Raw genomic sequence first — 26,054 nt, forward strand, 5'->3', positions numbered from 1 at the left:
TAATGGCCATGTATATGGCTAAAGAAAGTCTAAAGAGCCCTCAGAAGCTCTGAATTTTATGTTCACGTTATATTGGTAATCTTGATTCGGCTTAAATTATGAAACCGTTTCCCTTATTAGCTTCAATGACAATCGTAGTGTTGGCCGCCTGTACGGCAGATTCCGCCGGGGTTAAGGAGCGCGCGGCGGATTTTGCGAAAGTAGAACAGATGCGCGATGCTGATAAACTTTATATAGTGGATTGTCTCCTGCCCGGTCAAATTAGAAGAATGGGCCGGATGATGACCTTTTTAACGGCTAAGATTCCGATCAAGACCACCGCGTTGGACTGCGAAATTCGAGGTGGCGATTATGTCGCATTCGATCGTTCGAATTATGCGACCGCTTTAAATTTATGGCTTCCTGCCGCACAAGAGGGAGATGCCGAAGCTCAGGCTTATGTTGGGGAAATTTTTCAAAAAGGGCTTGGAACTCAGCCCGATTATCAAAGCGCGGCGTTATGGTTTAAAAGAGCGGCCGAGCAGGGCAACAAGCGAGCGCAATTAAGTCTCGGTTATCTCTATGAAAAGGGGCTTGGTGTCGAGCAGGATTCCGCCGCAGCTATGCAATGGTATCAGAAAGCCTCAGGGCTCGACGAGAAAGATATACCCTATGCGGCAACTCTCCAGACTTCGCCGGATGAAGGCTTACTGGAAGAAATCAAATGGCTCAAAACCGAGCTCAACAATAGTCGAAACGAAGCAAGTCGCTTATCGGACGAACTCGCGAAAACACAGCGTCAATTACAGGAAAGCCAACAAAAACTGCAACGCTACCTAGACGAACGTAACAATACCCAGTCGAAACTAGATGCGGCTATCGGCCGCGGCGACAATGCCGCAATCCCCGGTTTAAAGCGTAAATTGCAAGATGCGGAACGGGAATTATCGGCTTACACGGCTCAGATCGGCAATCTTGAAAAGCAGTATCGTCAAGAAGTCGACCAACTCAACAGCAAATTGAAGGAAACTGAAAAACGGGCCAACCAAATCTATAGCCAACTCAAAAAACAAAAGACCGAAACCGGCGAAATCCAGCTTAAATTAGTCAACGCCGAGGCGCAATTAGCAAAAACCGAGCAAGAATTGTTGTCGGCCAAGAGTCCCGTATCGGCCACTCCGGCGGCGGACGATACGCAAAAATTGGATGTAATCGAGCGCAAACACAAGGATGCTCTGCAGAAAATTCAAAAGGACTTACAAGAAAAAGAAAACCGTGAACGGCTTATGGCCGATCAAATTGCCAGACTCGAAGCAGAGAAGGAAAGATACGAACAAGAAATCCAACAATTACAAAAATCTTCGATGACTGTTGCAGCAGCGCAAAAACCCGTCATCGAAATTATCGATCCGCCATTCGTGCGGGTCCGCGGAGTGCCAACTGTAACGTTGCGTTCCATCGTCAAAGAAAGGGAAATCATCGGTAAAGCCAGTTCGCCGGTGGGTATATTATCGGTGTTGATCAACGATGTAAAAAGTCGTCTCGACGAACGGGGCCTTTTTAACAGCAGTATAGCCATTACAGCTCAAGAAACACCGGTTAGAATCGTCGCGGTCGATAAAAACGGTGCGCGCGAAAGCCTCGAATTCAAAATGACCTTGGAAGGCCCGATAAGCGATAGTCAACGCGGTAAAGAAGACATTAATCGCTTGCAGACTGTCAGCCCATGGAAAGATTTGGATTTCGGCCATTATCATGCATTGATCATCGGCAACAACCGCTATCAGAAAATTCCGTCTCTCGATACGCCGGTTAACGATGCGCGAGCGGTCGACCGGGTTCTTCGCGAAAAATACGGATTTAAAACTAAATTATTGATCGACGCTAATCGTTATCAAATCTTGTCGGCGATGAATGAAATGCGGGCAAAGCTAACCGAAAAGGATAATTTGCTGATTTACTATGCCGGCCATGGCGAGTTGGATCAAGTCAACATGCGTGGGCATTGGTTGCCGGTCGATGCCGAAGCTGACAACAACGCGAATTGGATATCTACCGTTTCGATCACCGATATTTTAAATGCGATGTCCGCAAAACACGTCATGGTCGTTGCCGATTCTTGTTACTCCGGTGCGATGACCCGTTCTTCACTGGCGAGGCTGGATGCTGGCATGAGTTCTGAAAAGAAATCCGAATGGCTGAAAGCGATGCTCAAAGCCCGGTCCCGGACCGTAATGACTTCAGGTGGATTGAAACCTGTCATGGACGGCGGCGGAGGCGAGCATTCGGTATTCGCAGCCTCCTTCATCAAAGCATTGGATCGCAACGTTTCTTTGCTCGAAGGCCAGGAATTGTACAGGAACGTATCGGCCAATATCGTAGCGATAGCAGCGAAGTACGGTATTGAGCAAGTTCCGCAATACGCGCCGGTAAATCATGCGGGGCATGAGTCGGGAGAATTTTTCTTTGTGCCTAGTAATGGTAATTGAGGTTTCGGAGTTTTCATATTTTCCGAAATTTTGGTACTTACATTTATTGAATCCAAGAGTTATAAAACAAATTATTTTAATTTATTAATTAGGGGAAAAAATGAAAGTCAATAATAAAATATTATTTTTTACATCGATAGGAACAATTTTATTGCCGGTTGGACAATCATATGCTCAGTCATATGTAGGAGCACTGAGTGAAAACCAAATTCAGGTACAGAATATGTTTTTACCAGGGGGCCCGTCTTGTAATTCAAGCGATGTTCAGTTCAGTAGTTATTGTAATGATGCATTAATAGTAAATGTACCTAATTCTCTCACCCAAATTTCATCAATGCAGACAGCTTCACAAAGTATGAACGCATTAGCTATGAACAATGTTCAGCTATCATCGATCGGCGCACGAGTTGCCGCCGTAAGGGGAGGGCGTCAAGGTGGTGGCTTGAATTTAAGCGGATTGTTGTTTGATGATATAAATAACCCGCTAGCTCTAGGGCAAACTAACAAAGCTGCGGCGGGCGATACCGGTTATGAAAGACTTGGTATATTTGTTAACGGTAACATCGGATTCGGCGACAGACGAACAACTGCCAATGAACTCGGTTACAATCTCGATGAGCACGGGACAACTTTTGGCGCGGATTATCGAATTACCGATAATTTTCTCCTTGGTGCAGCGTTCGGATACAACAATTCAACTTCCCGGTATTTTAATAGTTTAGGAAGAAATGAAAATGACAGCTATACCGGCGCAATCTACGGGTCATTTTTTACCGAAAGCGGTTTTTTTATTGACGGAATTTTTTCCGGTAGCCATCTAGAGTATGACTCGATTAGAAATATTGCGGTCGCAAATACGAACGCTCAGGGAAATACCCAGGGTGATGAATTCAATGTAAGTATGAATACCGGCTATAACATGGCATTTGGTGGATTGACCTTGACTCCTCAAGTGCGAGTCGATTACACGACGACTCGGGTCGATGCCTTAACGGAAACGGGCGGAGCGGGTTTAGCTTTGCATATCGGTGGTCAAGAGTTTGAGTCGCTGCAAACCGCGGCCGGTTTACAGCTTTCTTATGCGCTGAGTTTGCCATGGGCCGTTATCGTGCCAAGTGCGAAAGCTGAGTACATTCATGAATTTGAAAACGATAGTCGGCGAATTAATGCTCGTTTTGTAGCTGATCCCACTGCTCAGTTCTCAATAATTACCGATAATCCCGATAGAGACTACATTGTTATGAATGCAGGTATTTCGGCGCAATTCGCTTATGGTTTGTCGGCATTTGCCAATTACGATACGGTTCAAGCCCATTCCTTCGTTAATAACCATAACTTTAGCGGCGGTTTAAGATGGGCAGTATCTTTCTAGAAAATACTATGATTTAGATTTTAGTCGTATCCGAGACAATCAGGATTAGGAGTAATCCTGATTGTCTTTATTAAGGCTATGTTCGCGTTAACAGTTGAAACAGTTCTCTTTCCTACTATACTCATCGCAGATCAAAATTCGGCGTCGGGGTGCCCGTCAAAGGACGCCGTAAATACGTCCATGTAGGCTTGGCGGCGGCTTGCCCTGCCGCCGACACCAGTCAATCGAGCAACCGTACCCTCCTTTCAACCATTGGGACGATATTGAAAAAAGGAAAGCAATTCAGAGTTGTATCCTTGGGTTTCATGTTGGCTTTAAGTTCAAAAGTATCAACTATTAACGCGAACATAGCCTTTTTTAAAATGTAATTAATACGATTTAGATAGGCTTGAAGAAAATGCAACTAAACCGATATATTCAAAATACGGACTACGCGGTATATTTAACTTATTGATAATGTGCCATCTTGATCTGAGTATACTTTCATTGAATGGAATTGCATTAACCGAACAAACGGAATAATAAGTTTCCGCTTGTTCGGTTAATGCACCTATCGATATTTTAAAAGGGAACCTGCACTCTGACTCCGCCTGAAAAATTATGGTTGTTGACGAAGGAATGGGCTTGAACCGTATCGTAATTGACGAATGCAGAAATGCCGTGCATAAATTGAGCGGAAATTCCCGCGCTCATCACTATGTAATCTCGGTCCGGTTTATCGGTCTGAATGTTGAACCGAGTCTGCGTAGGATCTTGGATAAAAAACGCCTGGATATTCCTTTGATCATTTTTGAATTCGTGAATATATTCGGCCCGCGCCATCGGCACGATGACGGCCCAAGGCAGACTGACCGCATAATTTAGCTGCAAGCCGGCAGCGGTCTGCATCGAATCGAAATCCTGTTCGTCTATATGTAGCGCCCAACCTAAACCGCCCCGTTCATTCAGCGCATCCACTTGGCTGCTCGTGTAGTCGACGCGAACTTGAGGGGTAATCGTTAAGCCGCTGACGTTAAAGTTATAGCCAGTATTCATCGATACGTTGAATTCTCGACCGGAATTATCGCCTATAGCATTGGTGTTGATATTATTACCAAAGTTATATTGAATACGTCTTCTGGTCGAGTAATCGATGTGGCTGCCGCTGAAAATACCGTCGATGAAAAAACCGTCTTCGGTATAAAACGAAGCGTATACCGCACCTGTATAGTTATCGGCCTCCATATCGCCCAAGTTATTCCTATATCTCGATGTTGCATTGTTATAACCAAACGCCATACCCATCAGAAAGTTATCGGTAAACCGGTAGTCCATGCCAACGGTTCCGCCGTGCGTATCGAGATTGTAGCCGGCTTCGTTTACCGTAGTCCTCCGATCGCCGAAGCCGATATTACCGTTGACGAAAACCCCGAGCCGTTCGTAGCTATCGTCGCCTGCAGCGCCTTTATTTTGATAATCGCCCCAATTCGCAAATTGGTTGGACGACACAGGATTACCGTTGCTGTCCATCATCAGGCCGCTAATATTCAAACCGCCGCCTTGTCTACCGCTTCTGATCGCACTAATGCGATTGCTCAAGAGTCCCAACTGAGTGCTGTTCATTTCCAACGAAATCGACTTTTGTGCAGCAGTTTGTTCGGACGTTACTTGGGTTAGAATGTTGTTAGGTATAATTCCATCATCTTCACCTACTAATTCATTACATCGATCTTGTAATTCTGTCCCTAAAAGAACACCTGACGGACAAATACTTAAAATTGTATTGCTTACAAAATCCCGGTTATCCTCGACCGCATAAACATCGCTGATTGAAATGCCACATAACAATGGTGCCGTTATTAAGGCCAGTCTTTTCGGATCACCGACCCGAAAGTTATTTTTTTTCATCACTCCCCCTGTTCACTAAGAAATTTGAAAAATTAAAATTCTATCGACCATAATCATTTGATACAAGACTTATAGTGTTTTTTGTAATTATTTTTTTAATAAATGCAAATATACAATTGATTTATAGATTAATTTATGCAATTTTCAAGTATACCGTATTCTTAGATGAAACTTTTTTAAGACAACATTCTTGATGAAAAACCACTACTTCGGCACAAAGAAAAAATCCCCCGACTTATGCCCGCATGATTTACCGGCGCGTATTGCGGAACTTGCTCAATACCGTATTTCGCTGTTATCGCTACGATATTGGCCGATAAGTTGCTCTACAATTCCTGGCCTTCGAGCAAAGAAACGTTGCGATCCAAGGTTTTGATGAAGGAGGCTGCGAATACCGAATGCTCGCCTCCGTCGCCATCCATGACAGGTTTTATCCGCCTTAAGTCATTAAGGTCCGGGACCGGGCTTTGAGTATCGCTTTCAGCCATTCGGATTTATTTTCAGAATTCATGCCGGAATCATAGATGGTTAAACCTAAGGATATAGTAAAATATTCAACAGCTTGTTGGATTGATCGTACACCTGTAAATTTCGATTGAACCATTCGCCGTAAACGTATTTTTTGTTGCCTTTGCCGTCGAATAAATAGCCGGTGACGTCTCTTGTTCCGGTTTTTTTCACTATCAAAAAAACATATTGGTTATTCAAACTACCGTGCAACTCATGCCATTGATCTTTTTTAGTCTTGAGTTCCGGCTTAGTCATCGCTTTCGGTTTGATTGCCGGCGATTCCGATTCGCTGAATGTGATCCCCGCCAATTGATTGGTTTGCGCAGAACCGTTAACGAGTATCAGGAGGGAACCGGCCATAATGACCCAAGCGCAGCGCCATGTGAATTTCATTTAATCTCCCGGTTGCAGATCGCCGCTGCCGATTATGCGTTTTTCGATGTGTGCCGGATGCCCGTAGTAGATAATGTCGCCGCTACCGATCAGATAGGCTTTCAATGTTTCCCGTGCAGTAACTGAAATATCCCCGGAACCCGATAACCGGATATCTGCCAACTTGCTGACCAATCCTTGTGCATTGATATCGCCGGCGCCATTGACGGTCACGCTGAAACGGTCGATCTGTCCGTCGGCGGTCACATTGCCGCTTCCGTTGAGCGTCAGAGCAAACGACTCTTGTCTGAGAGCGGTTAGGCGAATGTCGCCGGCTCCATGGAGAGCAAGCGAATCCAGACGCGGGCTCGTTATTTCGATCGTCAGCGGTAAATGTTGTTGATAGCTTTTTCGGCTGGCGATCGTCAAAACGCTACCGCTAACCGATGTTTCGATAATCGGAATCAAATTTCGGTCGCCGATGATCTCGATACTTTGCGCCGGGCCGTTACGATAATTAAGGTCGATTCCGGCGGCAACATGGATAGCCCGGAACTTCTCGACGTCGCGGTGTTCTTTGCCTAAAACTCCGGAGCCTTGTTCGATACGCGCATCGCTGCCGCCGTAAACGACACCGTCGATGATAATTTTGCCGGTCGTCGCTTGGCCTGCAACAGCATCGGTCGGTGAGGGTAATAAAACTGATAGGCCCAAGCTCAGACCGATAGTCAGAGATCGGCGGCCGGCCCTTTGTTCGGGCCGGAAATCGGTTGTTTGTTTTCCTTGCGTTGTCATAGCGCGTCTCCTGATGACGAATCGAATAAAAAAGCCGCGTTGTTAATTCGCACTATAAAACTGAACTCTGCGATTAACCGCATCGAACGGGTCCCGGCCCGGAAGGGGTTTGGATTTTCCAAGTCCTTTGGTAGTCAATCTATTTGAAGAGACGCCGAAATTACGCGCTAAATAATTTCTTACGGATTGAGCTCTGCGTCTAGATAAATCCAGATTATAAGAGGCCGACCCGGCCGCATCGGTATGGCCTTCGATGATCAAACGTTTGTCGACAAAATCGGACATCGTCATCATTTTTCCGACTTCTTCCAAAAATGGAAGTGATTCGGGCAAAATTTCATCCGAGTTATAGGCGAATTTAATCGGCAAACCGATACTGGTTTTTTCCGCTTCGACTCGTTCGGCGGTGGCTAAATCGTCGGCCCGCTCATTCCTTTTGGGTTGGAAATTGATAGAACGCATTTTCATGGTTCCCGGAGTGCCGTTCGTTTGTCCTCCGAACAGAACTTTGCCCATTTCCTCGGCGCTGGGCGGAGCATCGTACATGCGTACTTGCTCTGCAGTAACGGTTTGGGCATATAAAGCGAGTAATAGAATGCCGCTGGCGGCGGTGATAGAGTGATGTGGTTTCATGGTACTAACCTCTTTAATTTTAAAACGAAATGTTTCGTGTCATTCATCAAACCGGTTCAAAAATAATTGCCGGAGGACTGAATAGTTCCTTATTTTTGTTCCCAACGGGTAACTTTGCCGTTTTTGTCGAAAAATACCACTTGAGTGGAGTATTCCCAGGCTTCGCCCCAATCTCCGGAAGTGGTGCCTGTACAGCTCCAGCAAGGCCTTCCCCAAGCCGCTTTAACTTGGTTTTGATCCATGCCCTTGACCAGATAGCCGGCTTTGATGACTTCGACCATTTCCTTGTCCCACTCCGGATGTTCGGAAATCATTTCCTCGCGTCTGACCGGAGCATTTTCGCAGGCTTGTAAAATTAGGCCGGCGAGTAAGATTAATGTTAATTTTTTCATAATGCTTACCTTATCGAATGACATAGTCGATTGCGGCTTTAACCGAGTTGGCCGCTATTTTGGAATCGTCGAATTGACCGTCGTTAGTAAAATGTAATGCATCGGCCGGAATCGGATTTTTAGCGGCTATAGCTCTCAGTTTATCTGTGCCGGTAGGTCCAGAAACATCGATTGTGAAATCGGCACCGGGCGCGGGTATACTGTAGGTTTTGCCAGGTAAGCAATAATTATCGGGTTGATAGATATTCGGGAAAACCGTGTCAATTTTGCCTTCCGAATTGATCAGAACGATACGGACGTACATCGGTTCGCTGACCGTGAAATCGATTTGCATCGGTTCGCCGATACGGTACTCGGATTTGTTGGTTCTAAGTGATAACGCTCCGGGAGTAGGCGAAGCGTCGATAAATTGTTGCGGTGCCGGTGTTGGAGCCGTTGGTTTATATGTTATCGGCTCTTGAGCGGCATAATGGACATCTCCTTGTCCTTTCAGATTTTTGCGCAGTTGCCGGGTGGCATGATTCAAAGGAACGTTCTCATATAAGGCAAGATAAAGCTCTTGATTCAAGTCTGTTCCCGGTAAGCCGTGTTTTTGAACAAAATTTTGTAATGCGCTTTGCGTCGGTCCGTCGAGTTGTCCGCTAGGCTGTACATTGTAGCCGTGTAAATAAAGCAATTCTTGAACCTTGGCTATTTGTTCCGGGCGGGTATACGAATAATAATCGGCTAGGACTTGATCGATTACGACATCGTCGGGTTCGACACCGGGTATCAAACGCCAATAAGGCAATTTTTGATAGCGTCCTACTAATTGAATAATATTGAGTTGTACCAGCAAACGGACGGCGGCGTGTCTACCCTGGACTTTTTTGATCTCGCCCTTGGCCCCGAAAGTGACACTTTTAATCGTGAAACCGATACTGTCTTCTTTGGTGGCTTTATGTAATTTGATACCGTTGATCGCCTGAACTCTCGGTATGCCGGTAAAAGTCTTGAAATCGATCATATTAAAATCCAATGTGACGCTGGCCAACGAAGATTTGTTTTGATCGGAATAATTAAGCCCGTATTCTTTGACTTCGATATCGACATCGAACGAATCTCCTTGCGTGACTAAGCCTCGATCGAACTCGGTGATACCGCCCGATAAAATGACCTGAGGCAGAATTTTATCCTCATAGCCGCTATAACCGGTTTGAGCGGTATTGAGCATGAATTCGGGTTCGTAAGGAATGTAAAGCACGTTCCCGCCGATTCCGTTCAAGGTGCTCTTGACCATTTCAGTGATGTCGCGCGGAATTTCACCACTTGTTGCTACCGAAGTCCCGGTATTATCAAACACTTCCTTGGACATGATTTTGACCGGCTCGTTGCTGTATATTTCGGTCATCAAGCCTAATCTATTGATTGCGCGTTGGTAAATAGTGATCTTGGCTTCAGGTAGTGTTTCATTGAGCCCAATATCGGCATTCTGCGGATTTAAACCGCAGCCGACGAGCAAGAGCGGCAAGCCAATGATTCGAAAACCGCTAGTGAGTTTATAGTTGTTCATAACACGACCTCGTTTCTAAAAATTTGGTGTTCGGACGCTTATCGTCTTCGTTCGATGCAGACTGAATTGGCGCGTCTGTTATCTGAAAGGTTGACAATGGTGGCATTTTGCAAATTGGCGCCCGGACCGAAGGTTTGATTACCTGTACCGCCGCAACCGGAATTTTGATCGGTCTTGCGTCGCGCCTTTGCCAAGGCATTGCGTTTTATAAAATCGATATTGGGATTGAGCTGTATGTTATCGTTGATGGGTTCATCAATGCCGATACCGTCGTCTAAATCGTTGGCTAGAAGCGGCGTTACGGGCAAGCCGATAATGAGTAAAAAAGTACACAATCGAATGAGTGACATAGCCGTCTTCCTCGTCATGAGGGAAACCGGACCAAATGGTCGGACCGGTTCCCATTAAGTTTAAGATTTATTTGATATCGATTGACCCGGTATTGGCCGAGCTGTTTTTTCCGATCGCTTGGGTATTGGTTAAGGTATTTTTCGATGCGTTGATCACCGTGGATTTTTCGACCTTAGAACCTTCGACGCTGATCGAGCCGGTATTGGCCGAGCTGTTTTTTCCGATCGCTTGGGTATTAGTCAAGGTGTTTTTGGACGCATTGATCAACGTGGATTTTTCGATTTTCGAACCTTCGGCGAACGCGGAAGACGAAACGGCGGCAGTTAAAGTCAATGCAAGCAGTGAAGTAGATAATGTTTTCATGTGGTTTCTCCTGGGTGGTTTTAAAAGTTCGAGGTCAGTGTAACCGAGCCTCGGGTTTAAGGGCGTAAAGTAATCACGGAAAAAACGTGATTTATTCACATCCTAAGCTTAAATTCGTTATTTAATATCGACCGAACCGGTATTAGCCGAGCTGTTTTTTCCGATTGCTTGGGTATTGGTTAAGGTATTTTTCGATGCGTTGATCACCGTGGATTTTTCGACCTTAGAACCTTCGACGCTGATCGAGCCGGTATTGGCCGAGCTGTTTTTTCCGATCGCTTGGGTATTAGTCAAGGTGTTTTTGGACGCATTGATCAACGTGGATTTTTCGATTTTCGAACCTTCGGCGAACGCGGAAGACGAAACGGCGGCAGTTAAAGTCAATGCAAGCAGTGAAGTAGATAATGTTTTCATGTGGTTTCTCCTGGGTGGTTTTAAAAGTTCGAGGTCAGTGTAACCGAGCCTCGGGTTTAAGGGCGTAAAGTAATCACGGAAAAAACGTGATTTATTCACATCCTAAGCTTAAATTCGTTATTTAATATCGACCGAACCGGTATTAGCCGAGCTGTTTTTTCCGATTGCTTGGGTATTGGTTAAGGTATTTTTCGATGCGTTGATCACCGTGGATTTTTCGACCTTAGAACCTTCGACGCTGATCGAGCCGGTATTGGCCGAGCTGTTTTTTCCGATCGCTTGGGTATTAGTCAAGGTGTTTTTGGACGCATTGATCAACGTGGATTTTTCGATTTTCGAACCTTCGGCGAACGCGGAAGACGAAACGGCGGCAGTTAAAGTCAATGCAAGCAGTGAAGTAGATAATGTTTTCATGTGGTTTCTCCTGGGTGGTTTTAAAAGTTCGAGGTCAGTGTAATCATCCTTGAAAAATTACGATGTGAAACATTCACATTCGATTTGTGATTTAGTGACCGGCAGGAAATTGCCAGCAATCTTTCCTCTTTATTCGTCTAAAGACGGTGCTACCATTAAATTAACGTAAACCCCTCATTCCGCCATGGACTGGCAAGCTTTTGAGGCGCATTAGAGCCTGAGTACAAGCGTTACTTATTTTTGCGACGTCTTATTATTGGCAGAGACTGTAAGACGGTTCTAGTTAAAAATAAGGATGGATACGATGATTTTCTCCCCACCTTCTGAGAAATCGCAATTCTTTGCTCAGTGTAATTATTCAAAACCGATTAATTAGGTTGGTCTTAAGAATAAAAAGAGAAGAATTAAAAAAATCGAATTGCATGCAACAATAATTGACCGTCTTTGTCAAGAATAGTCATCACTTTTGTTGTTGTCACGATTTATTCCGGTATAAACAAAAAGTTGCCGGTAAACGACGATTCCATCCAAGGGATTTGTTGGCCGCCGGTTTCTTGATTGACGCCTTGCAAGACCCGTTTGAAAACTTCTTCTATCGTGAGTCCGGGAACTTGCATAGTATTGAGCAAATGCTTGGTATAGATTCCGTTGTCGTCTTCGCCGTCGGCGGCAACCGAACCGGGACTGGTCGCAAAGCCGATAATGGTGCCTTTTGGTCCGTCTATTTTGGCGAGGCCCCGGCCGGCACTCCGGAAACTGCGCGGCAACGGATTGTCCCGGCAGGCATCCAAAATCACGATTTGCAAATTATCTTCGCCTTCCATCGCGCCCAATACTTGTCCGATATTGACCGCTTTATAACGGACATCGGACTGCCTTTTAATGACCGCATCCGTCGGGATTAGGTAATTTGACCCGTCGACCTGAACACCGTGGCCGGCGAAATAGAATAAACCGACTAATTTTCCCGCACTCATTTGCCGGCCGAATTTATCGATCGCCGCTTCCATTTGCTCTTGATTTCCATCGAGCAATAACGTGACCTCAAACCCTAAACGGCTCAGGGAGTCGGCCATGGCTTTGGCATCGTTGACCGGGTTCTTTAACGGGCTGAAGGCATAAGCACTATTTCCGATAACTAAGGCCGTACGGCGCAGCGGAACAGTTCCGATAGCATCAATGGCGGCGCTAGGCATGGATTGCATTGTTGGCGATGTTTCCGACAAATGTTGGGTGCCGGGCGGCAGGGTGATCATTGCGGGATTTGGTGATGCGATTGCAGGATTAGAATCGGCAAAGGCAATTTCGACATCGACATAACCTTCGTTGTCGTGGTTGCCGTTGATTACGTCGTTAGTTCTGAACATTAAGGGGCCGTCTTCGGATGCCGTAAACGTGACGTCCGAACCGACTACGAAAGGCTTTCCCTGTTGGCCGATTTTAGCGATTAGAGTCGAATGACTATATCCGTCGATAATCGTGGGGAATAACGGAGAATTATCGCACCACGCCTTGTATAAACCGATGCCGTCGGGGCCGGTAAAATTGCAGGTCGGATAAGTCCGCCATTGTCCTTTGGCCGATATCCGATAATTCTGCCCAGCCGAAACCTTGACGCCGCTATTTCGCCATTCCTCAACCGCTGCCGATACGCGGGTTTGGGTACTTGTTCCTGAAGCGAGGGGGCGAGTCGGTATGTTGTCGGTATAGTGACGTTTCGGCGCGCATGCCGATAGCGATAAACATGCCGTAATGATGATGTTAAAATATATATTTTTCATAGTGTTACGGTATAAAGACGACTAGAAATAGCTCGTGTCCTCACATAATTATAGCGGCGATTTATATTTATGGTTCATGGATTCATTTGAAAGGCCGCTCGACTTCAAGTGATAAATTCATGATGCACTGTAAGTTTGCCGAAAAGTTCGGATGACAAATTGTAATGACGCGATAGGCAAATCGATCGTGTTTATTACCCGAATACCCGGTGAATATCGCACAGAGTTCCTAAGTTAATCCGCATACGATGGAGTTGCGCTAAATCGTAACTCAATTATTAACTTAGGGTGTGTGCCATGAAAACAAGAAAAAAACCGATGGTAAAGCTATTTATGACTGCTTTACTGCAAATTCCGTTGATGTCGACCGCGTTCGGTGCTGAAGGCGTCAGTTGCGATGCTTACCGTTGTTCGATCTCGATACATGAAAGTTTGGCGATCGAGTCCGGAGTTGCCGATTTTTACGGAGACGGCGACCGTTATGAAATGATCGGGGATTTGATAGTCAAAACCCCGGCGGGCAATGTGCCGTTACTGGATGCAGAGTTGTATTTTTCCAGAAATACCGACAATACCGATATCGGATTCGAAGTCTACGGCGTTGCCGAAGCGCCCTTTCCGTCAGTACCTCTGTTGGCTGGTGCGAGCTTTACCGCCAAACCGCTGGCCGCAGTCGGATTGGCTGGCAGAAAAATGTTGAAATCTTTGCTTGAGTCGGACGGCTATACCTTGCCTTTAGCGGAAAACCCGAAAGACCCGGAAGGCGATCCTAACGATATCAAGCAGCCGGCTTATTTGTTTTTTCATTTCCAAAGCGGTTTGGCGTTCGATATGCCGCTTAATGCATTATTGGGAATGAATCAGGAGGGCGATAATCCGTTCAATTTTTCGGTGCCCGGCGATAAAAGCGTGACCTTTATTCTCGATCTAGAAGAGCCTTATTTTTTCATTTCACAAAACACGCGCGAATTGGTAGCGGAAAAATCGGAAGCCGCAATCGATTTGGCTAAACAAGCCAACGAAGAGAGGAAAAAGGAGCGGGAGCAGCAAAACGGCGGGGATACTAAAGAAAACAACGATGCAGTCAAAGACGCCGCCTCGGAAACCGCCAAATCGGCATTACCCGATTTAGGCGATCTGGCGTTTTCGTTCGAGGGCGGTATTCCATTCAGACCGGAAACAATATGGGGAATACCGGAAGGAGCGGGGGAATTCAAAGGCCATCTGTACATAGAAACCGAATTACCGCTGTATAAATTCGTCAAACTCAACGGCGAAATCGTCACGTATATCGGCAAAGAAGGTTATATGCAAGGCGGTAACGGCAAAGTCGAGGTTTCGTTCGATCTGATTCCGAATTTCCTGAACTTTTCGTTTCCGCTCGGCAATGCCACTGCAGGCGTTACGATAACCAAGGACGAACAGGCCACCTATTTCAGCGGAATCAACGATCCGAATTATTCGTTTTTACCGTCTTTCGTACCGTTCACACCGGCCAACAAAACACTGGTTTCGGGTTATATCAGCAGCGGCAATCCAGTGCTGACGCAATTGCGGGCCAAGGGTCAGTTCGGCTACGATACCGCCGGACTGAGCAAACTGGTCGGCGTCAATCTGAATAATCTAGCAGTCAACAGTGCCGATCTGACGGTAACGGTCGAAGGTATCCGGTTGCGCGGACGGACATCTTCAAGCATTCATCCGTCGATAAAATTGGGCGGTTCGGTCGATGTCGACATCTTCTTTCCGTTTACCCGTCCGGAATTGAGCTATGTTCGTATGTCGGGTCAAATGCAGGTTGCAGGCGTCGGATTGTCGCCGGTTGCTTTGGATATCAGCGCCAAAGGTTTTTTCATCAACGGAAAATTCGTCACGCCGCTCAGCGAGATCGGCATGGGCGGTCAAATTACCAACCAAGGGCCTTTATTGACCGGTAACGCAGGCATCTATTTGCCGATCGGCGATATTACCGCCGCGTTGAACAAAGCGAGGGAAGGCGTACTGAAGGCCGAACAAAAAGTCCAAGAAGCCGGGTATTTGGTCGATCAAGCGCGGAAACAAGTGCAGGCCGATCGGGACCGCGATGCGGCTAATCTGGAAAAAGCCCGTGCCGAAGTCATTAGTGCGCAAAATGGCGTTAAATCGTTGCAGTCGAAGATCAACTATCAAAACGGTTTGATTAAAAAATATAACGGCGAAATTGCTGCTAAAAAAAGATGGTATAACAAAAAGCCTTGGCACAAAAAACCGGCCGCTTGGATCGCCTACACCGGGTATCGTACTTATAAGCTGGGTCAGATAGGGGTTGCCAAAACAGCGATTGCCGGACTGAATGTTGCGATGGCGGCCGCCAAAGGGGTATTGTGGACTGCCGAACAGGTTCTGTACGGTATTCAACAAGGTATCTCGACATTGCCGATCGATTTGGATCCGCGCGTGTCCGGATTGATTATCGGCTTGGAAAGCGCGAAAGCGGCATTAAAGGTCGCGAAATTGACTTTGCCCGACTTACCGGTGATCGATCTCGATGTCGGCGGTAAAATCGATCTAACGCTCGATATCAAAGGCATTCGCGGTAATCTCAGCGCTCAAATGAACGGACAATCGCTTGCCGACGGTAAAGTGGCTTTCGATCCGATGCCTAAAGCCTGTGTGAATATCAGTAAACTCGGCGAATTCTGTACGCCTTTCTGATAAAAGCACTACTCGTGCTTGATAATTAGCCCCGCTCACGGATGTGGCGGGGCTTTTTTATGGCTACGTTCGCGTGATCAGTTGAAACGGTCTCTTTCCTACTAAATAAACCATTTAGGAAATAGTCAATGATTACTTTCCCATACTCTGAGCGTGGAAGAGGGTACGATTACTCGCTTGACAGGACGCCGTAAATACCTCCATGTAGGCTTGACGGCGGCTTTCCCTGCCGCCGACACCTGCCAATCGAGCAACCGTACCCTCCTTTCAAGAATCCGCTCAATATTGAAAAAAGCAAGTTATTCAGAGGTATATCCTTTGGTTTCTGCTGACTTTGAGTTCAAATAGGTATCAACTATTAACGCGAACATAGCCTATTTTATTCGCTCTTTGCAAATATAGCCTGACGCAAGGAAGTTCAAAAATCGAGAAGGTAGGGAAGCGCGCTGCTAAGCCAAACTTGCGTCCGAATTGAATGTTAAGAACCGGCGACCTTGATAGGCAGTCGAGCCGGCAGCTCGGCGACCGATGAAATGATCAAATCCGGCATCACGCGTCTGGCGTCCGCATAGGCTTTGCGGAATTTGCCTGTCTTCACCAGAATGCCGATCAGGCCGGCATTTTGACCGCCGCCGATGTCGGAATCGATGTCGTCGCCGACGATCGCGACGTGTTCGGGGGGCAATTCCAATTCGGTCAGCGCCGCACGGAAAAATCGGGCGATGGTTTGCCGATGATCGTCGCCTGCTGGCCGCTGGCGTATTCGAGCGCGCTGACGAACCCGCCGATATCCATTTGCAGGCCCTGCTCGGTTTGCCAAAAGCGGTTCTTGTGGACCGCGATCAGCCGCGCGCCGCCGGTCAGCAGACGAAAGACGCGGTTCAGAACCGGGTAAGACCAACGGTCGCCGATATCGCCGACGATCACGAAATCGGCCTGAGTATCCGATTGCCGGAACCGATCGAAATCGTGTCTGACATCGTCGGCGAGCAGCAAATGGCAGACCGGATCGCCGAATTGTTCGAGGTAGATCAACGTGGCGCGCGTCGCGCTGACGATCTCCCGCTCGTCTATATCGAAGCCGAGGAGGGTTATTTTGTCGTGCAGCGAAGCGGCCGACAGCGTGCTGGTGTTGGTGATGAAACGGCAACGGTAACCGCGCCGTTTGATCTCGGCGATAGCCTCGACGGCGCCTTCGATGACGTTCGAATCGACATACAAAACACCGTCGAGGTCGAAAAGAATACCTTGGATTAAAGATAGTTTTGGCATTCGGAAATCCTCGATTCGTTTCAAAAAGTGATTTTGCCGCATCATGGCCCATAGAGCCATTAAGAAGATAACAATTCGGGTTTGAATTTTGAGTTATCGAAAGGCTAGTGGAGGTTTTCAAAAAGGAATTTTGCAGATTTATCAAATATTCGAAATTTCAGCCTCATTGTTTACGCCAAGGCCAAGTGGAACTATCCAGACACGGAGGGTAAATAGAGAAATGCAAAAGACGATTGCTGTTTGCATTTGTACGATGCCGAATAGCGATTCAGTATTTACCAATTGACCGCAACGGCCGATAAAATCTTCTTCGGATTTTTTGGCAGAATTTTCCACCGGTTCAGCCGTTGCAAACGAAGTTATCAAGTGCGAAAGGTTTCGGTTTCATGTTAGGCATGTAACGAATAAGTCCATCGTCCATATTGATGATATGGCAGAAGTGCGTAAATCGATTAGAATTTCCAGCATAAGAAACTGAATTGCTCCTTGATTTTCAAAGTGATGTGAAGTCTGAACTGAAGATTATTTGCTATCTTTTGGTATTGTTTGATCAATCATGTAGTTATCGATACCTATATATCATGTTCAATTTGCATGTTATCCGGCAGAAAAAGAGGAGATCAAGGATAATCTTTGTCAACAGTTGTTTCATGCAGTTAAGATATCACGGTCAAGATAATGACTTAAACGCCAAGAATGATGAGGCTATGAACGAGAATAAATGTGAAATGGAAAACAAATTAGTTGATATCTTTCGAAGCCGATCAGCTGGGCCTTTTTTGTTCTTAGGATCTGGTTTTTCACGGAGATATTTAGGTCTTGAAGACTGGCGCGGGTTCCTTAGCAAGTTTTGCGTTGCAGGAAAACCTTTCGAATACTATTTGTCAGCTGCCAATGGAAATTACCCAAAAGTGGCTGCTCTTTTAGCAAAAGATTTTAATGAATACTGGTGGACAGCACCAGAGTATGCAGGTAACGTCGAACGCTACAAATCTAAAATTAAAGATGAAACTTCTGCCCTAAGAATTGAAATCTGTAACTATCTATCCAACTCTTGATCAGTCTAAAGCTAAAGAGTCTGATTATTCTGAAGAGGTCGGGTTGTTAGCGAATTTGAATGTCGATGGCGTAATTACGACTAACTGGGATATGTTCATCGAGCAGCTGTTTCCAGAGTATAAAACGTACATTGGGCAGGAAGAGTTGCTGTTTTCAAACCCTCAAGAAATAGGTGAAATTTATAAGATTCATGGGTGTTCCACCAGCGCTGGTTCATTGGTGTTGACTGATTCCGATTATGACTCTTTTAATGAAAAAAACACTTATCTTGCAGCAAAGTTGATAACTTTGTTTGTAGAGCATCCCGTTGTGTTTATTGGTTACTCTATCGCAGATGAAAACATTAGCAGTTTGCTGAAAGCAATCTCCGGATGTATTGGAAAAGACAACATTGAGCAATTGAGGAAAAATCTTATTTTTGTTCAGCGTTTGTCTGAAGGAGAAGAGCCAAATATTTCTGATACCTACTTGACTATCGACAGGATACAAATACCACTGGTCTTAGTTAAAACAAATGACTTCTTACCAGTATATAAAGCAATCCATTCAACAAAAAGAAAAATTCCAGCCAGAGTTTTGCGCTATTGCAAAGAGCAGCTTTACGAACTGGTTCAATCTGCTGAGCCTGAGAAGAAAATCTGCGTTGTCGATATTGATGAAATCGAAACAAAGGATGATGTTGAATTTCTAGTTGGTGTAGGTGTTGCCCAGCAAGAATTTGTAGGGCCGTCTCCAATTGGTTATGAAAGCATTAGTACAAATGACCTATTCGAAGATTTGCTCCATGAGAATAAAGGCTATGATTGCGAGCAAATTCTTAAACATGTTGCCCCCAAATCTTGTAAGTCGACGCCCAATGTGCCGGTGTTTATGTATTTAAGCAAGCTGGGAATTGATAGTGAGCGAGCATACAAAGAAAGTGGTTATCAGCTAGATAAAGTTGTTTATCGTGATATTAAAAAGATGCGAATGGAATCATATAAGAGACCGTTTTTTAGAAACTACCGGCACATGGATATGGATGAAATAATTAAAGCTTGTACTCCAGAAAATGCTTCCGCTTACATTCCATTTCTTAGTGCCGATAAAATTAACACGACAACCCTCCACCAGTTTCTAATTGAGAATGAAGAGAAGTTTGATTACGGGGTCTCTAACTATGCAAGTAACTATAGAAAATTGGCTGCTCTTTATGATAGGTTGAGATGGGGGTGGTAGCGTTTAACAAATCAAAACAGCCGACTGCTAACGCGTCGGCTGATTGAAGCGTTGAGTTTGGTAAGCAAGGTGGTGGTATCATTATGCAAACAACTTAATTGAGCAATTCGGAGTATCATTCATATTATGCAACTTGCTACCGGAACCGTTGTCAACGGAAAAATCGTGCTGGAAGGGGTCTCTCTTACCGAGGGTGCCGTGGTAACCGTCGTTACGCGCGGTTCTGACGAAAGCTTTTTACTTACCGAGGCCCAAGAAAACGAACTACTTGCGGCCATGGCTGAAATTGAACGTGGTGAATATGTAAGCTTGGAAGAACTATTGCAGTCTCTTCCCGCGCATAATTGAGCATGGCGCTTCGGATAAGAATCGCCGCACGAGCAGCAAACCAGATTCGCAAGGCATCTGAGTGGTGGTCGGTAAACCGCCCCAGCGTTCCAAACGCTATCGCCACAGACTTTGGCGAGGCAGTGGCTTTGTTGGCCGAACAACCAGGCATCGGCGCTAAATATAAAGGTTCTCGCACCGTTGGCGTTCGCCGCCTTTTTCTCAGTCGCGTAGGGTACTTCATTTACTACAAAGCTGAGGGCAGTTTCCTTCATGTGCTTGCGTTTTGGCACGCAAGCCGAGAGCACCAGCCATCTCTATAATTTGGCCTAACACAATGGTCAAAGGGACGCGCCGCCCGTTGGCGGCTTCTCTTGGCTTTCTTCAGCGGCACGCCCCTTACCTTTACTTTATATTTTCAGCACAGTCAGCAAGTAGGGGCAAAATGACACCAGAATATTGGATTGATGCTGAGCAGAGGATTGCATCTTACTTGGCGGGTAATGATGTCGAGGACATCAAATACATGCAGGTCGAGCAGACCTTTGATGATCTGAGAGGTGAAGTTCATGTATGGTATTTACTACACTCCTTGCCTAATGCCGCCACGAAGCCGCATCTTCTATCGGTTCCAGGTGTGTTTCTATATCGATATGGTCGAATCTAGCCTTGTTCCGATGTTCTATGGTTTCCAGCAAATCATAGCCTTGCTGTACAGACCATTGCCCCGGCACCAATACATGCACCGACATGAAACGTCGCGCGCCGGCATAGCGGGTGCGCAAAGCAGGGTAGGCAATTTGATCCGAAGTGATAAATTGTTCCAATACCCTACAATTTCCGCTAGTTCTTCCCCCGGCAGCGTAGCACCCATCAATCTCGAAATAGTACGGAGCAGCAGATGCAAACCTGCCCAAAGAATGTCGATTGCAACTGAAATCGCAATCACCGGATCGAGAATCTCCCAGCCTTGCATTCCCAATTGCTCAGCAAAAACCAGCGTCAACTGAAACCGATTGTCCAACGCGATCAAGCCAATACCTGGGACAATTCCGACTTTGGTCCACACGTCGATCATCAAATGCTTACTGTCGGCTTCTAAGTAATTGAATGCTGGCTGCGACCGACCGTAATCAGAATTTTAGCCGCAACCGGATTGATTAACGACGCAAACACGGAAATGGCGATACCGACATACAGTAGCCGTAAAGGCTCCGGATGCAGCAGGCGATCCACTGCCATTAAGTTAAGCCGTCACAGAATAAGTAATGTTGGCATTCAGGCTCGAATGTGCTCCAAAAGCCTGCCATCCATGGCACTAGATTCCGCCAGTCCATGGCGGAATGACGGGGTTCCCTTAACTTAATGGCAGTGACACCTAGCGCGGGCCAATGATTTCTTTTCGGCAGCCATCCACTCAATCCTAAAAAGCAGTTTAGCCCTTCCAAATTACGACGTGTACTCAAAAAAATTGGTTCAATTAAATCACAACCTGGTTCGAATTGCGGCGCGCCTGAATTTGAAATATCTGTGATCAGAATAAACTTAGTAATGGGCATGAAATAAATCGGGGGATTGTAGGTGCGAATTCATTCGCACTGTGCGGATAAATCCTCACCTACGCTGGAAATTCATCAGCGCACTTGAGGAAGTTATTTTATGCGCGTTCCTTACTTTTTCTATGATTCGTCAATCCGATCGATTAAACACAACGACCAATGATTCATCGGAATCCGGTTCGTGAATAAATCACAGAACCGGCGTTACTCGATCACCGCGTTTTCCTCTCCAAATCGGGATACTGTACCCAAGTTCAACGAAACGTTCGAACCCGTATTAACTAAATCAAATAATCAAAACCCGAGGAAAACGTCATGAAAAAATTCACAGTAACAGCAGTCGCATTGGTCGCAGTCTTCAGCGGATCGGCAATGGCCGAAGGTTCCAAAATCGAAAAATCGACTTTGATCAACGCCTCGAAAAACACGCTGACCAACACGCAAGCCATCGGCCGCAACAGCGCCGCGAGCACCGGTTCGATCAACGTGGTCGGCTCGAAAGTCGAAAAATCGACCGTGATCAACGCGTCCAAAAACACGTTGACCAACACCCAAGCGATCGGCAGGGACAGCGTCGCGAACACCGGTTCGATCGACATTCGCTAAAGCAAAAGCGGTGAATAGTTCACAATTTTAGAGTGAACGGTTCACCGCAAAACACACAGTCAAACGGTACATTAAAACCGTGGTAAACAAACTCAATACTTAAAATTCAAGAGGAAAACGTCATGAAAAAATTCACAGTAGCAGCAGTCGCAATGGTCGCAGTCTTTAGCGGATCGGCAATGGCCGAAGGGTCCAAAATCGAAAAATCGACTTTGATCAACGCCTCGAAAAACACGCTGACCAACACGCAAGCCATCGGCCGCAACAGCGCCGCGAGCACCGGTTCGATCAACGTGGTCGGCTCGAAAGTCGAAAAATCCACCGTAATCAATGCGTCTAAAAACACCTTGACCAACACCCAAGCAATAGGCCGCAATTCGGTCGCGAACACCGGTTCGGTCGATATACGCTAATGTCGAAGGTGTGGTGAATAGTTCACTACAAAACCAATAGGACACCGATAAATTAATACCGTAACAAACCCTTTAAATAATTAGGGTCAAATAAATAGGGTCAGGTACAAATTAAACGCAGGCCAATGCAGTATCATTTAACCCATACCTGACCCCAGTTATTTTTATATCATGTCCGATTTAGATGTTATCCCGCAGAACAAGAGAAGATCGAGGATTATCTTTGTCAGCTGTTGTTTCATGCAGTTAAGATATCCAGGTCAAGAGAATGACTTGTTCTTTGTGACAAGTTACTGATTAAAACTACCGTTACACAGATCAAATGAGACTTTCACATCTCTGCCAATTTTCGCCGTTAGAAATCCGTAACATGCACAAGAACCAAAAGATTCACCTGACTTCGCTGCGCTACGCAGGTGATCTTCCAGATTAAATGCCAGAATGGATAAGCTATTTCAAAGGTTAGGATCAAAATCCAATGCTCACGTTGGGCGTGATTTTGAGATTGTTGCGAAAGAGTTTTTTTCGAGTCAAGGATTAGAGCTGATGCCCGATTTAAAAGTACTAGTAGGAGTCGGTACTATTAAAAAAGAGCATGCCTTCGATTTAGGGTGTGAAAGACAAAAAGTAATAGTTGAGTGTAAATCTCATCGCTGGACGTCTGGTGACAATGTACCTAGCGCCAAAATGACCGTATGGAATGAGGCCATGTTCTATTTCTATGTGGCCCCTGAAGATTACAGAAAAATCATGTTTGTGCTTAAGGACAGAAGCGATAAGCGTAATGAAACGCTTGCTGAGTACTACTTGAGAACTTACAATCATCTAGTGCCGAGTGATGTGGAGTTTTGGGAATATGATGAATCGACAAAAAACGCAGAAAAATTGGCATTTAACACTTAAATTTGGCCGACGCTAAAAGACAGCGCGGGGGCAAGGAAGTATTACATAATCGGAAATATGAGTTTTTATGGAATATGAGTGGGATGAAAACAAAACGGCAGCCAATCTGTCCAAACACGGTGTTTCCTTCGCGGAAGCAAAAACGGTTTTTGATGATCCGTTATACGTGGATTTCTACGATCCCGACCATTCTTACGTAGAACATCGTTTTATCCTACTAGGCGAATCAGTACAAGGGAGGTTATTGTTCGTTTCTTATATGGAGCGTAACAATATCATTCGGTTGATTAGCGCAAGAGAAGCAACGACATCGGAGCGAAAAGCATATGAACAAGAATGAAGTTGAAGATGAATTACGGCCGGAATACGACTTGCAAGGTTTACAGGTCAGAAAATTAGGACCCGGCCGCAAAAAGTTTTGCAATACGGTTCGTTTAGAGCCGGATGTGATTGCGGCGTTCCCCAACGCCGATGCTGTAAATGAAGCATTGCGTTATTTAATTGAAATAGCCCAGCATTCGGCCAGCCTAACCCAACGCTCCAGCGGACTCCGCTAAAACTACGTCGCTGAGCTAATTGTTAGGAGTGTGACCCGGAGACACGATGAAATTAAGAAGGCCGGAATCGATAATGCGTGTTCCAGTTTCGTTGCGCCAAGCCTTAAGTAAAGGCACGCGGTACAACTCTTTAGCCGGTATTTACGCGCATTCCCTGCCTAATGCCGCCATGAAGCCGCATCTTCTATCGGTTCCAGGTGGGTTTCTATATCGATATGGTCGAATTTATCCTTGATCCGATGTTCTATGGTTTCCAGCAAATCATGGCCTTGCTGTACAGACCATTGCCCCGGCACCAACACATGTACCGACATGAAACGGCGCGCGCCGGCATATCGGGTGCGTAAAGCATGATAGGCAATTTGATCCGAAGCGATAAATTGCTCCAACACCCCTACAATTTCGGCTAGTTCTTCTTCCGGCAGCGTAGCATCCATCAAACCGGAAATAGTGCGGCGCAATAGATGTAACCCTGCCCAAAGAATGTTGATTGCAACTAAAATCGCAATCACCGGATCGAGAATCTCCCAGCCTTGCATTCCCAATTGCTCAGCAAAATCCAGCGTCAATTGAAACCGATTACCCAACGCGATCAAGCCAATACCTAGGACAATTCCGACTGTGGTCCACACGTCGGTCATCAAATGCTTACCGTCCGCTTCTAAAGTAATTGAATGCCGACTGCGACCGACTGTAATCAAAATTTTAGCAACAACCAGATTGATTAACGACGCAAACACGGATATGGCGATACCGACATCCAGTTGCTGCAAAGGTTCGGGATGTAGAAGGCGTTCCCACGCTGTGTAAGCGATGCTGCCGGCCGCCAACAAAATCATGATGCCCTCGGCACCACTGGAAAAATACTCGATCTTATCGTGGCCGTATGAGTGAGATTCATCCGGCGGTCGAGCAGCAATGTTCAATGAAATCAACACAATTACCGCAGCTACCAGATTAATTAACGACTCTAGCGCATCGGACAACAAGCCAACCGAACCGGTCAGCCAATAAGCATAACTCTTCAGCGCTATGGTCAATACAGCCGCAATGATCGACAACCACCCGTAGCGGGCCAATGATTTCATTTCGGCAGCCATCCACTTAATCCTAAAAAACGCAGTTTAGCCTATCCAAATTACCACTTGTACATAAAAAACATTGGTTCAATTAAATCAAAACCCAGATCGAATTGCGGCGCGCCTGAATTTGAAAGATCTGTGATCAGAATATAAATTTACTTTTTCTATGATTCGTCAATCCGATCGATTAAATACTATGGCCAATGATCCATGGAAATCCGGTTCGTGAATAAATCACAGAACCGGCGTTACTCGATCACCGCGTTTTCTTCTCCAAATCGGGATACTGTACCCAAGTTCAACGGCACGGTTGAACCCAACATCAGCCATTAATAATCAGAGGAAAACGTCATGAAAAAATATACATTAGCAGCAGTCGCATTGGTCGCAGTCTTCAGCGGATCGGCAATGGCCGAAGGTTCCAAAATCGAAAAATCGACCTTGATCAACGCTTCGAAAAACACCTTGACCAATACCCAAGCCATCGGCCGCAACAGTGCCGCGAGCACTGGGTCGATCAACGTGGTCGGCTCGAAAGTCGAAAAATCCACCGTGATCAATGCGTCTAAAAATACCTTGACCAACACCCAAGCGATAGGCCGCAATTCGGTGGCTAACACCGGTTCGGTGGACATTCGCTAATACAGAAGCGGTGAATAGTTCACAATTTTAGCGTGAACGGTTCACCGCAAAACAAACAATCAAACGATACAGTAAAACCGTAACAAAAAACCAATACTTAAAACACAAGAGGAAAACGTCATGAAAAAATATACATTAGCAGCAGTCGCATTGGTCGCAGTCTTCAGCGGATCGGCAATGGCCGAAGGTTCCAAAATCGAAAAATCGACCTTGATCAACGCTTCGAAAAACACCTTGACCAATACCCAAGCCATCGGCCGCAACAGTGCCGCGAGCACTGGGTCGATCAACGTGGTCGGCTCGAAAGTCGAAAAATCCACCGTGATCAATGCGTCTAAAAATACCTTGACCAACACCCAAGCGATAGGCCGCAATTCGGTGGCTAACACCGGTTCGGTGGACATTCGCTAATACAGAA

General features: G+C 45.9%; 32 protein-coding genes. 14 read left to right on the forward strand and 18 right to left on the reverse strand.

The annotated features are described in order from the left end of the window. Nucleotides 1-98: 98 nt before the first annotated feature. Both ACRJJO_RS00795 and ACRJJO_RS00800 read left to right on the forward strand, forming a co-directional pair. Nucleotides 99-2,468 (forward strand): caspase family protein, encoded by a 2,370-nt coding sequence (locus ACRJJO_RS00795; protein ID WP_431064087.1) that lies wholly within the window; start codon nt 99-101, stop codon nt 2,466-2,468. Between the two features lie 100 nt (nt 2,469-2,568). Further along, nucleotides 2,569-3,840 (forward strand): autotransporter outer membrane beta-barrel domain-containing protein, encoded by a 1,272-nt coding sequence (locus ACRJJO_RS00800; protein WP_431064088.1) that lies wholly within the window; start codon nt 2,569-2,571, stop codon nt 3,838-3,840. Between the two features lie 561 nt (nt 3,841-4,401). Here ACRJJO_RS00800 and ACRJJO_RS00805 read toward each other — a convergent pair. From ACRJJO_RS00805 to ACRJJO_RS00860, 12 genes are all read right to left on the reverse strand, one after another. Then, entirely contained in the window at nt 4,402-5,727 is a 1,326-nt protein-coding gene (locus ACRJJO_RS00805) for an autotransporter outer membrane beta-barrel domain-containing protein (RefSeq protein WP_431064089.1), read from the reverse strand. Nucleotides 5,728-6,053: 326 nt separating this feature from the next. Then, nucleotides 6,054-6,215, reverse strand: a complete 162-nt coding sequence (locus tag ACRJJO_RS00810; RefSeq protein WP_431064090.1) for a hypothetical protein — start codon at nt 6,213-6,215, stop codon at nt 6,054-6,056. Nucleotides 6,216-6,261: 46 nt separating this feature from the next. Continuing rightward, entirely contained in the window at nt 6,262-6,630 is a 369-nt protein-coding gene (locus tag ACRJJO_RS00815; RefSeq protein ID WP_431064091.1) for a hypothetical protein, read from the reverse strand. Continuing rightward, nucleotides 6,631-7,404 carry a head GIN domain-containing protein gene (locus ACRJJO_RS00820; protein WP_431064092.1) on the reverse strand — a complete coding sequence of 258 codons (774 nt, stop codon included), beginning with the start codon at nt 7,402-7,404 and terminating at the stop codon, nt 6,631-6,633. 42 nt (nt 7,405-7,446) lie between these two features. Further along, nucleotides 7,447-8,037, reverse strand: coding sequence for an OmpA family protein (locus tag ACRJJO_RS00825; RefSeq protein WP_431064093.1), 591 nt, complete (start codon nt 8,035-8,037; stop codon nt 7,447-7,449). 89 nt (nt 8,038-8,126) lie between these two features. Then, complete coding sequence (locus ACRJJO_RS00830) at nt 8,127-8,429, reverse strand: hypothetical protein (protein ID WP_404358955.1); 303 nt, start codon at nt 8,427-8,429, stop codon at nt 8,127-8,129. Between the two features lie 10 nt (nt 8,430-8,439). After that, a complete protein-coding gene (locus ACRJJO_RS00835) occupies nt 8,440-9,981 on the reverse strand; it encodes a DUF4384 domain-containing protein (RefSeq protein ID WP_431064094.1) in 1,542 nt (513 codons plus the stop codon). 38 nt (nt 9,982-10,019) lie between these two features. Continuing rightward, a complete protein-coding gene (locus tag ACRJJO_RS00840) occupies nt 10,020-10,331 on the reverse strand; it encodes a hypothetical protein (protein ID WP_404358959.1) in 312 nt (103 codons plus the stop codon). A 67-nt stretch (nt 10,332-10,398) separates the two neighbouring features. Then, nucleotides 10,399-10,695, reverse strand: coding sequence for a hypothetical protein (locus ACRJJO_RS00845; RefSeq protein ID WP_431064095.1), 297 nt, complete (start codon nt 10,693-10,695; stop codon nt 10,399-10,401). A 117-nt stretch (nt 10,696-10,812) separates the two neighbouring features. After that, complete coding sequence (locus ACRJJO_RS00850) at nt 10,813-11,109, reverse strand: hypothetical protein (protein ID WP_431064096.1); 297 nt, start codon at nt 11,107-11,109, stop codon at nt 10,813-10,815. Between the two features lie 117 nt (nt 11,110-11,226). Beyond that, nucleotides 11,227-11,523, reverse strand: a complete 297-nt coding sequence (locus ACRJJO_RS00855; protein ID WP_431064096.1) for a hypothetical protein — start codon at nt 11,521-11,523, stop codon at nt 11,227-11,229. Nucleotides 11,524-12,005: 482 nt separating this feature from the next. Further along, nucleotides 12,006-13,304 carry a caspase family protein gene (locus ACRJJO_RS00860; RefSeq protein ID WP_431064097.1) on the reverse strand — a complete coding sequence of 433 codons (1,299 nt, stop codon included), beginning with the start codon at nt 13,302-13,304 and terminating at the stop codon, nt 12,006-12,008. 297 nt (nt 13,305-13,601) lie between these two features. On the opposite strand from ACRJJO_RS00860, the gene ACRJJO_RS00865 reads away from it, so the two are divergent. Next, complete coding sequence (locus tag ACRJJO_RS00865; RefSeq protein ID WP_431064098.1) at nt 13,602-15,998, forward strand: hypothetical protein; 2,397 nt, start codon at nt 13,602-13,604, stop codon at nt 15,996-15,998. 478 nt (nt 15,999-16,476) lie between these two features. Here the strand turns inward: ACRJJO_RS00865 and ACRJJO_RS00870 are convergent, their stop codons facing one another. The 3 genes from ACRJJO_RS00870 to ACRJJO_RS00880 form a co-directional block, all read right to left on the reverse strand. Further along, a complete protein-coding gene (locus ACRJJO_RS00870) occupies nt 16,477-16,683 on the reverse strand; it encodes an HAD hydrolase-like protein (protein WP_431064099.1) in 207 nt (68 codons plus the stop codon). An 11-nt stretch (nt 16,684-16,694) separates the two neighbouring features. After that, complete coding sequence (locus ACRJJO_RS00875) at nt 16,695-17,330, reverse strand: TIGR01458 family HAD-type hydrolase (RefSeq protein ID WP_431064100.1); 636 nt, start codon at nt 17,328-17,330, stop codon at nt 16,695-16,697. A gap of 81 nt (nt 17,331-17,411) precedes the next feature. After that, the gene (locus tag ACRJJO_RS00880) at nt 17,412-17,606 is read right to left on the reverse strand and encodes a hypothetical protein (RefSeq protein WP_431064101.1); all 195 of its coding nucleotides are present in this window, start codon (nt 17,604-17,606) and stop codon (nt 17,412-17,414) included. Nucleotides 17,607-17,920: 314 nt separating this feature from the next. Between ACRJJO_RS00880 and ACRJJO_RS00885 the strand changes: the two genes are divergently transcribed. The 4 genes from ACRJJO_RS00885 (at nt 17,921) to ACRJJO_RS00900 (ending at nt 20,197) form a co-directional block, all read left to right on the forward strand. Beyond that, nucleotides 17,921-18,328 carry a hypothetical protein gene (locus ACRJJO_RS00885; protein ID WP_431064102.1) on the forward strand — a complete coding sequence of 136 codons (408 nt, stop codon included), beginning with the start codon at nt 17,921-17,923 and terminating at the stop codon, nt 18,326-18,328. Then, on the forward strand, nt 18,297-19,547 hold the full coding sequence (locus tag ACRJJO_RS00890) for an SIR2 family protein (RefSeq protein WP_431064103.1): 1,251 nt from the start codon (nt 18,297-18,299) through the stop codon (nt 19,545-19,547). Before ACRJJO_RS00885 ends, ACRJJO_RS00890 begins: the two co-directional genes overlap by 32 nt. Before the next feature lie 126 nt (nt 19,548-19,673). Continuing rightward, the gene (locus ACRJJO_RS00895; RefSeq protein ID WP_431064104.1) at nt 19,674-19,895 is read left to right on the forward strand and encodes a hypothetical protein; all 222 of its coding nucleotides are present in this window, start codon (nt 19,674-19,676) and stop codon (nt 19,893-19,895) included. Between the two features lie 2 nt (nt 19,896-19,897). Then, entirely contained in the window at nt 19,898-20,197 is a 300-nt protein-coding gene (locus ACRJJO_RS00900; protein ID WP_431064105.1) for a type II toxin-antitoxin system RelE/ParE family toxin, read from the forward strand. Nucleotides 20,198-20,470: 273 nt separating this feature from the next. On the opposite strand, the gene ACRJJO_RS00905 is transcribed toward ACRJJO_RS00900, so the two are convergent. Next, nucleotides 20,471-20,701, reverse strand: coding sequence for a cation transporter dimerization domain-containing protein (locus tag ACRJJO_RS00905; protein ID WP_431064106.1), 231 nt, complete (start codon nt 20,699-20,701; stop codon nt 20,471-20,473). A gap of 271 nt (nt 20,702-20,972) precedes the next feature. Then, nucleotides 20,973-21,116 (reverse strand): hypothetical protein, encoded by a 144-nt coding sequence (locus ACRJJO_RS00910; protein WP_431064107.1) that lies wholly within the window; start codon nt 21,114-21,116, stop codon nt 20,973-20,975. A 632-nt stretch (nt 21,117-21,748) separates the two neighbouring features. Here ACRJJO_RS00910 and ACRJJO_RS00915 point away from each other — a divergent pair. The 5 genes from ACRJJO_RS00915 (at nt 21,749) to ACRJJO_RS00935 (ending at nt 23,912) form a co-directional block, all read left to right on the forward strand. Beyond that, nucleotides 21,749-22,039 (forward strand): hypothetical protein, encoded by a 291-nt coding sequence (locus tag ACRJJO_RS00915; RefSeq protein WP_431064108.1) that lies wholly within the window; start codon nt 21,749-21,751, stop codon nt 22,037-22,039. A 122-nt stretch (nt 22,040-22,161) separates the two neighbouring features. Then, entirely contained in the window at nt 22,162-22,452 is a 291-nt protein-coding gene (locus ACRJJO_RS00920) for a hypothetical protein (protein ID WP_431064109.1), read from the forward strand. A gap of 441 nt (nt 22,453-22,893) precedes the next feature. Next, nucleotides 22,894-23,355: a hypothetical protein gene (locus ACRJJO_RS00925; protein WP_431064110.1), complete on the forward strand. Its 462-nt coding sequence runs from the start codon at nt 22,894-22,896 to the stop codon at nt 23,353-23,355. A 67-nt stretch (nt 23,356-23,422) separates the two neighbouring features. Further along, nucleotides 23,423-23,695 carry a BrnT family toxin gene (locus ACRJJO_RS00930; protein WP_431064111.1) on the forward strand — a complete coding sequence of 91 codons (273 nt, stop codon included), beginning with the start codon at nt 23,423-23,425 and terminating at the stop codon, nt 23,693-23,695. Continuing rightward, nucleotides 23,682-23,912 (forward strand): hypothetical protein, encoded by a 231-nt coding sequence (locus ACRJJO_RS00935; protein WP_125217593.1) that lies wholly within the window; start codon nt 23,682-23,684, stop codon nt 23,910-23,912. Before ACRJJO_RS00930 ends, ACRJJO_RS00935 begins: the two co-directional genes overlap by 14 nt. A gap of 158 nt (nt 23,913-24,070) precedes the next feature. On the opposite strand, the gene ACRJJO_RS00940 is transcribed toward ACRJJO_RS00935, so the two are convergent. Further along, nucleotides 24,071-25,012 carry a cation diffusion facilitator family transporter gene (locus ACRJJO_RS00940; protein WP_431064112.1) on the reverse strand — a complete coding sequence of 314 codons (942 nt, stop codon included), beginning with the start codon at nt 25,010-25,012 and terminating at the stop codon, nt 24,071-24,073. A 333-nt stretch (nt 25,013-25,345) separates the two neighbouring features. Between ACRJJO_RS00940 and ACRJJO_RS00945 the strand changes: the two genes are divergently transcribed. Next, complete coding sequence (locus tag ACRJJO_RS00945; RefSeq protein ID WP_125217589.1) at nt 25,346-25,636, forward strand: hypothetical protein; 291 nt, start codon at nt 25,346-25,348, stop codon at nt 25,634-25,636. 120 nt (nt 25,637-25,756) lie between these two features. Next, nucleotides 25,757-26,047 (forward strand): hypothetical protein, encoded by a 291-nt coding sequence (locus tag ACRJJO_RS00950; protein WP_125217589.1) that lies wholly within the window; start codon nt 25,757-25,759, stop codon nt 26,045-26,047. The last annotated feature ends 7 nt before the right edge of the window (nt 26,048-26,054 follow it).

The organism is Methylotuvimicrobium sp., assembly GCF_050611805.1.
GTDB lineage: Bacteria > Pseudomonadota > Gammaproteobacteria > Methylococcales > Methylomonadaceae > Methylotuvimicrobium.

What these genes read in the sequence shown, in the direction of transcription:
- ACRJJO_RS00795 (WP_431064087.1), top strand. Translation starts at nt 99, where the DNA reads ATGAAACCGTTTCCCTTATTAGCTTCAATGACAATCGTAGTGTTGGCC.
- ACRJJO_RS00800 (WP_431064088.1), top strand. Translation starts at nt 2,569, where the DNA reads ATGAAAGTCAATAATAAAATATTATTTTTTACATCGATAGGAACAATT.
- ACRJJO_RS00805 (WP_431064089.1), bottom strand. Translation starts at nt 5,727, where the DNA reads ATGAAAAAAAATAACTTTCGGGTCGGTGATCCGAAAAGACTGGCCTTA.
- ACRJJO_RS00810 (WP_431064090.1), bottom strand. Translation starts at nt 6,215, where the DNA reads ATGGCTGAAAGCGATACTCAAAGCCCGGTCCCGGACCTTAATGACTTA.
- ACRJJO_RS00815 (WP_431064091.1), bottom strand. Translation starts at nt 6,630, where the DNA reads ATGAAATTCACATGGCGCTGCGCTTGGGTCATTATGGCCGGTTCCCTC.
- ACRJJO_RS00820 (WP_431064092.1), bottom strand. Translation starts at nt 7,404, where the DNA reads ATGACAACGCAAGGAAAACAAACAACCGATTTCCGGCCCGAACAAAGG.
- ACRJJO_RS00825 (WP_431064093.1), bottom strand. Translation starts at nt 8,037, where the DNA reads ATGAAACCACATCACTCTATCACCGCCGCCAGCGGCATTCTATTACTC.
- ACRJJO_RS00830 (WP_404358955.1), bottom strand. Translation starts at nt 8,429, where the DNA reads ATGAAAAAATTAACATTAATCTTACTCGCCGGCCTAATTTTACAAGCC.
- ACRJJO_RS00835 (WP_431064094.1), bottom strand. Translation starts at nt 9,981, where the DNA reads ATGAACAACTATAAACTCACTAGCGGTTTTCGAATCATTGGCTTGCCG.
- ACRJJO_RS00840 (WP_404358959.1), bottom strand. Translation starts at nt 10,331, where the DNA reads ATGTCACTCATTCGATTGTGTACTTTTTTACTCATTATCGGCTTGCCC.
- ACRJJO_RS00845 (WP_431064095.1), bottom strand. Translation starts at nt 10,695, where the DNA reads ATGAAAACATTATCTACTTCACTGCTTGCATTGACTTTAACTGCCGCC.
- ACRJJO_RS00850 (WP_431064096.1), bottom strand. Translation starts at nt 11,109, where the DNA reads ATGAAAACATTATCTACTTCACTGCTTGCATTGACTTTAACTGCCGCC.
- ACRJJO_RS00855 (WP_431064096.1), bottom strand. Translation starts at nt 11,523, where the DNA reads ATGAAAACATTATCTACTTCACTGCTTGCATTGACTTTAACTGCCGCC.
- ACRJJO_RS00860 (WP_431064097.1), bottom strand. Translation starts at nt 13,304, where the DNA reads ATGAAAAATATATATTTTAACATCATCATTACGGCATGTTTATCGCTA.
- ACRJJO_RS00865 (WP_431064098.1), top strand. Translation starts at nt 13,602, where the DNA reads ATGAAAACAAGAAAAAAACCGATGGTAAAGCTATTTATGACTGCTTTA.
- ACRJJO_RS00875 (WP_431064100.1), bottom strand. Translation starts at nt 17,330, where the DNA reads ATGGCTCTATGGGCCATGATGCGGCAAAATCACTTTTTGAAACGAATC.
- ACRJJO_RS00885 (WP_431064102.1), top strand. Translation starts at nt 17,921, where the DNA reads ATGCAGTTAAGATATCACGGTCAAGATAATGACTTAAACGCCAAGAAT.
- ACRJJO_RS00895 (WP_431064104.1), top strand. Translation starts at nt 19,674, where the DNA reads ATGCAACTTGCTACCGGAACCGTTGTCAACGGAAAAATCGTGCTGGAA.
- ACRJJO_RS00900 (WP_431064105.1), top strand. Translation starts at nt 19,898, where the DNA reads ATGGCGCTTCGGATAAGAATCGCCGCACGAGCAGCAAACCAGATTCGC.
- ACRJJO_RS00910 (WP_431064107.1), bottom strand. Translation starts at nt 21,116, where the DNA reads ATGGCAGTGGATCGCCTGCTGCATCCGGAGCCTTTACGGCTACTGTAT.
- ACRJJO_RS00915 (WP_431064108.1), top strand. Translation starts at nt 21,749, where the DNA reads ATGAAAAAATTCACAGTAACAGCAGTCGCATTGGTCGCAGTCTTCAGC.
- ACRJJO_RS00920 (WP_431064109.1), top strand. Translation starts at nt 22,162, where the DNA reads ATGAAAAAATTCACAGTAGCAGCAGTCGCAATGGTCGCAGTCTTTAGC.
- ACRJJO_RS00925 (WP_431064110.1), top strand. Translation starts at nt 22,894, where the DNA reads ATGGATAAGCTATTTCAAAGGTTAGGATCAAAATCCAATGCTCACGTT.
- ACRJJO_RS00930 (WP_431064111.1), top strand. Translation starts at nt 23,423, where the DNA reads ATGGAATATGAGTGGGATGAAAACAAAACGGCAGCCAATCTGTCCAAA.
- ACRJJO_RS00935 (WP_125217593.1), top strand. Translation starts at nt 23,682, where the DNA reads ATGAACAAGAATGAAGTTGAAGATGAATTACGGCCGGAATACGACTTG.
- ACRJJO_RS00940 (WP_431064112.1), bottom strand. Translation starts at nt 25,012, where the DNA reads ATGGCTGCCGAAATGAAATCATTGGCCCGCTACGGGTGGTTGTCGATC.
- ACRJJO_RS00945 (WP_125217589.1), top strand. Translation starts at nt 25,346, where the DNA reads ATGAAAAAATATACATTAGCAGCAGTCGCATTGGTCGCAGTCTTCAGC.
- ACRJJO_RS00950 (WP_125217589.1), top strand. Translation starts at nt 25,757, where the DNA reads ATGAAAAAATATACATTAGCAGCAGTCGCATTGGTCGCAGTCTTCAGC.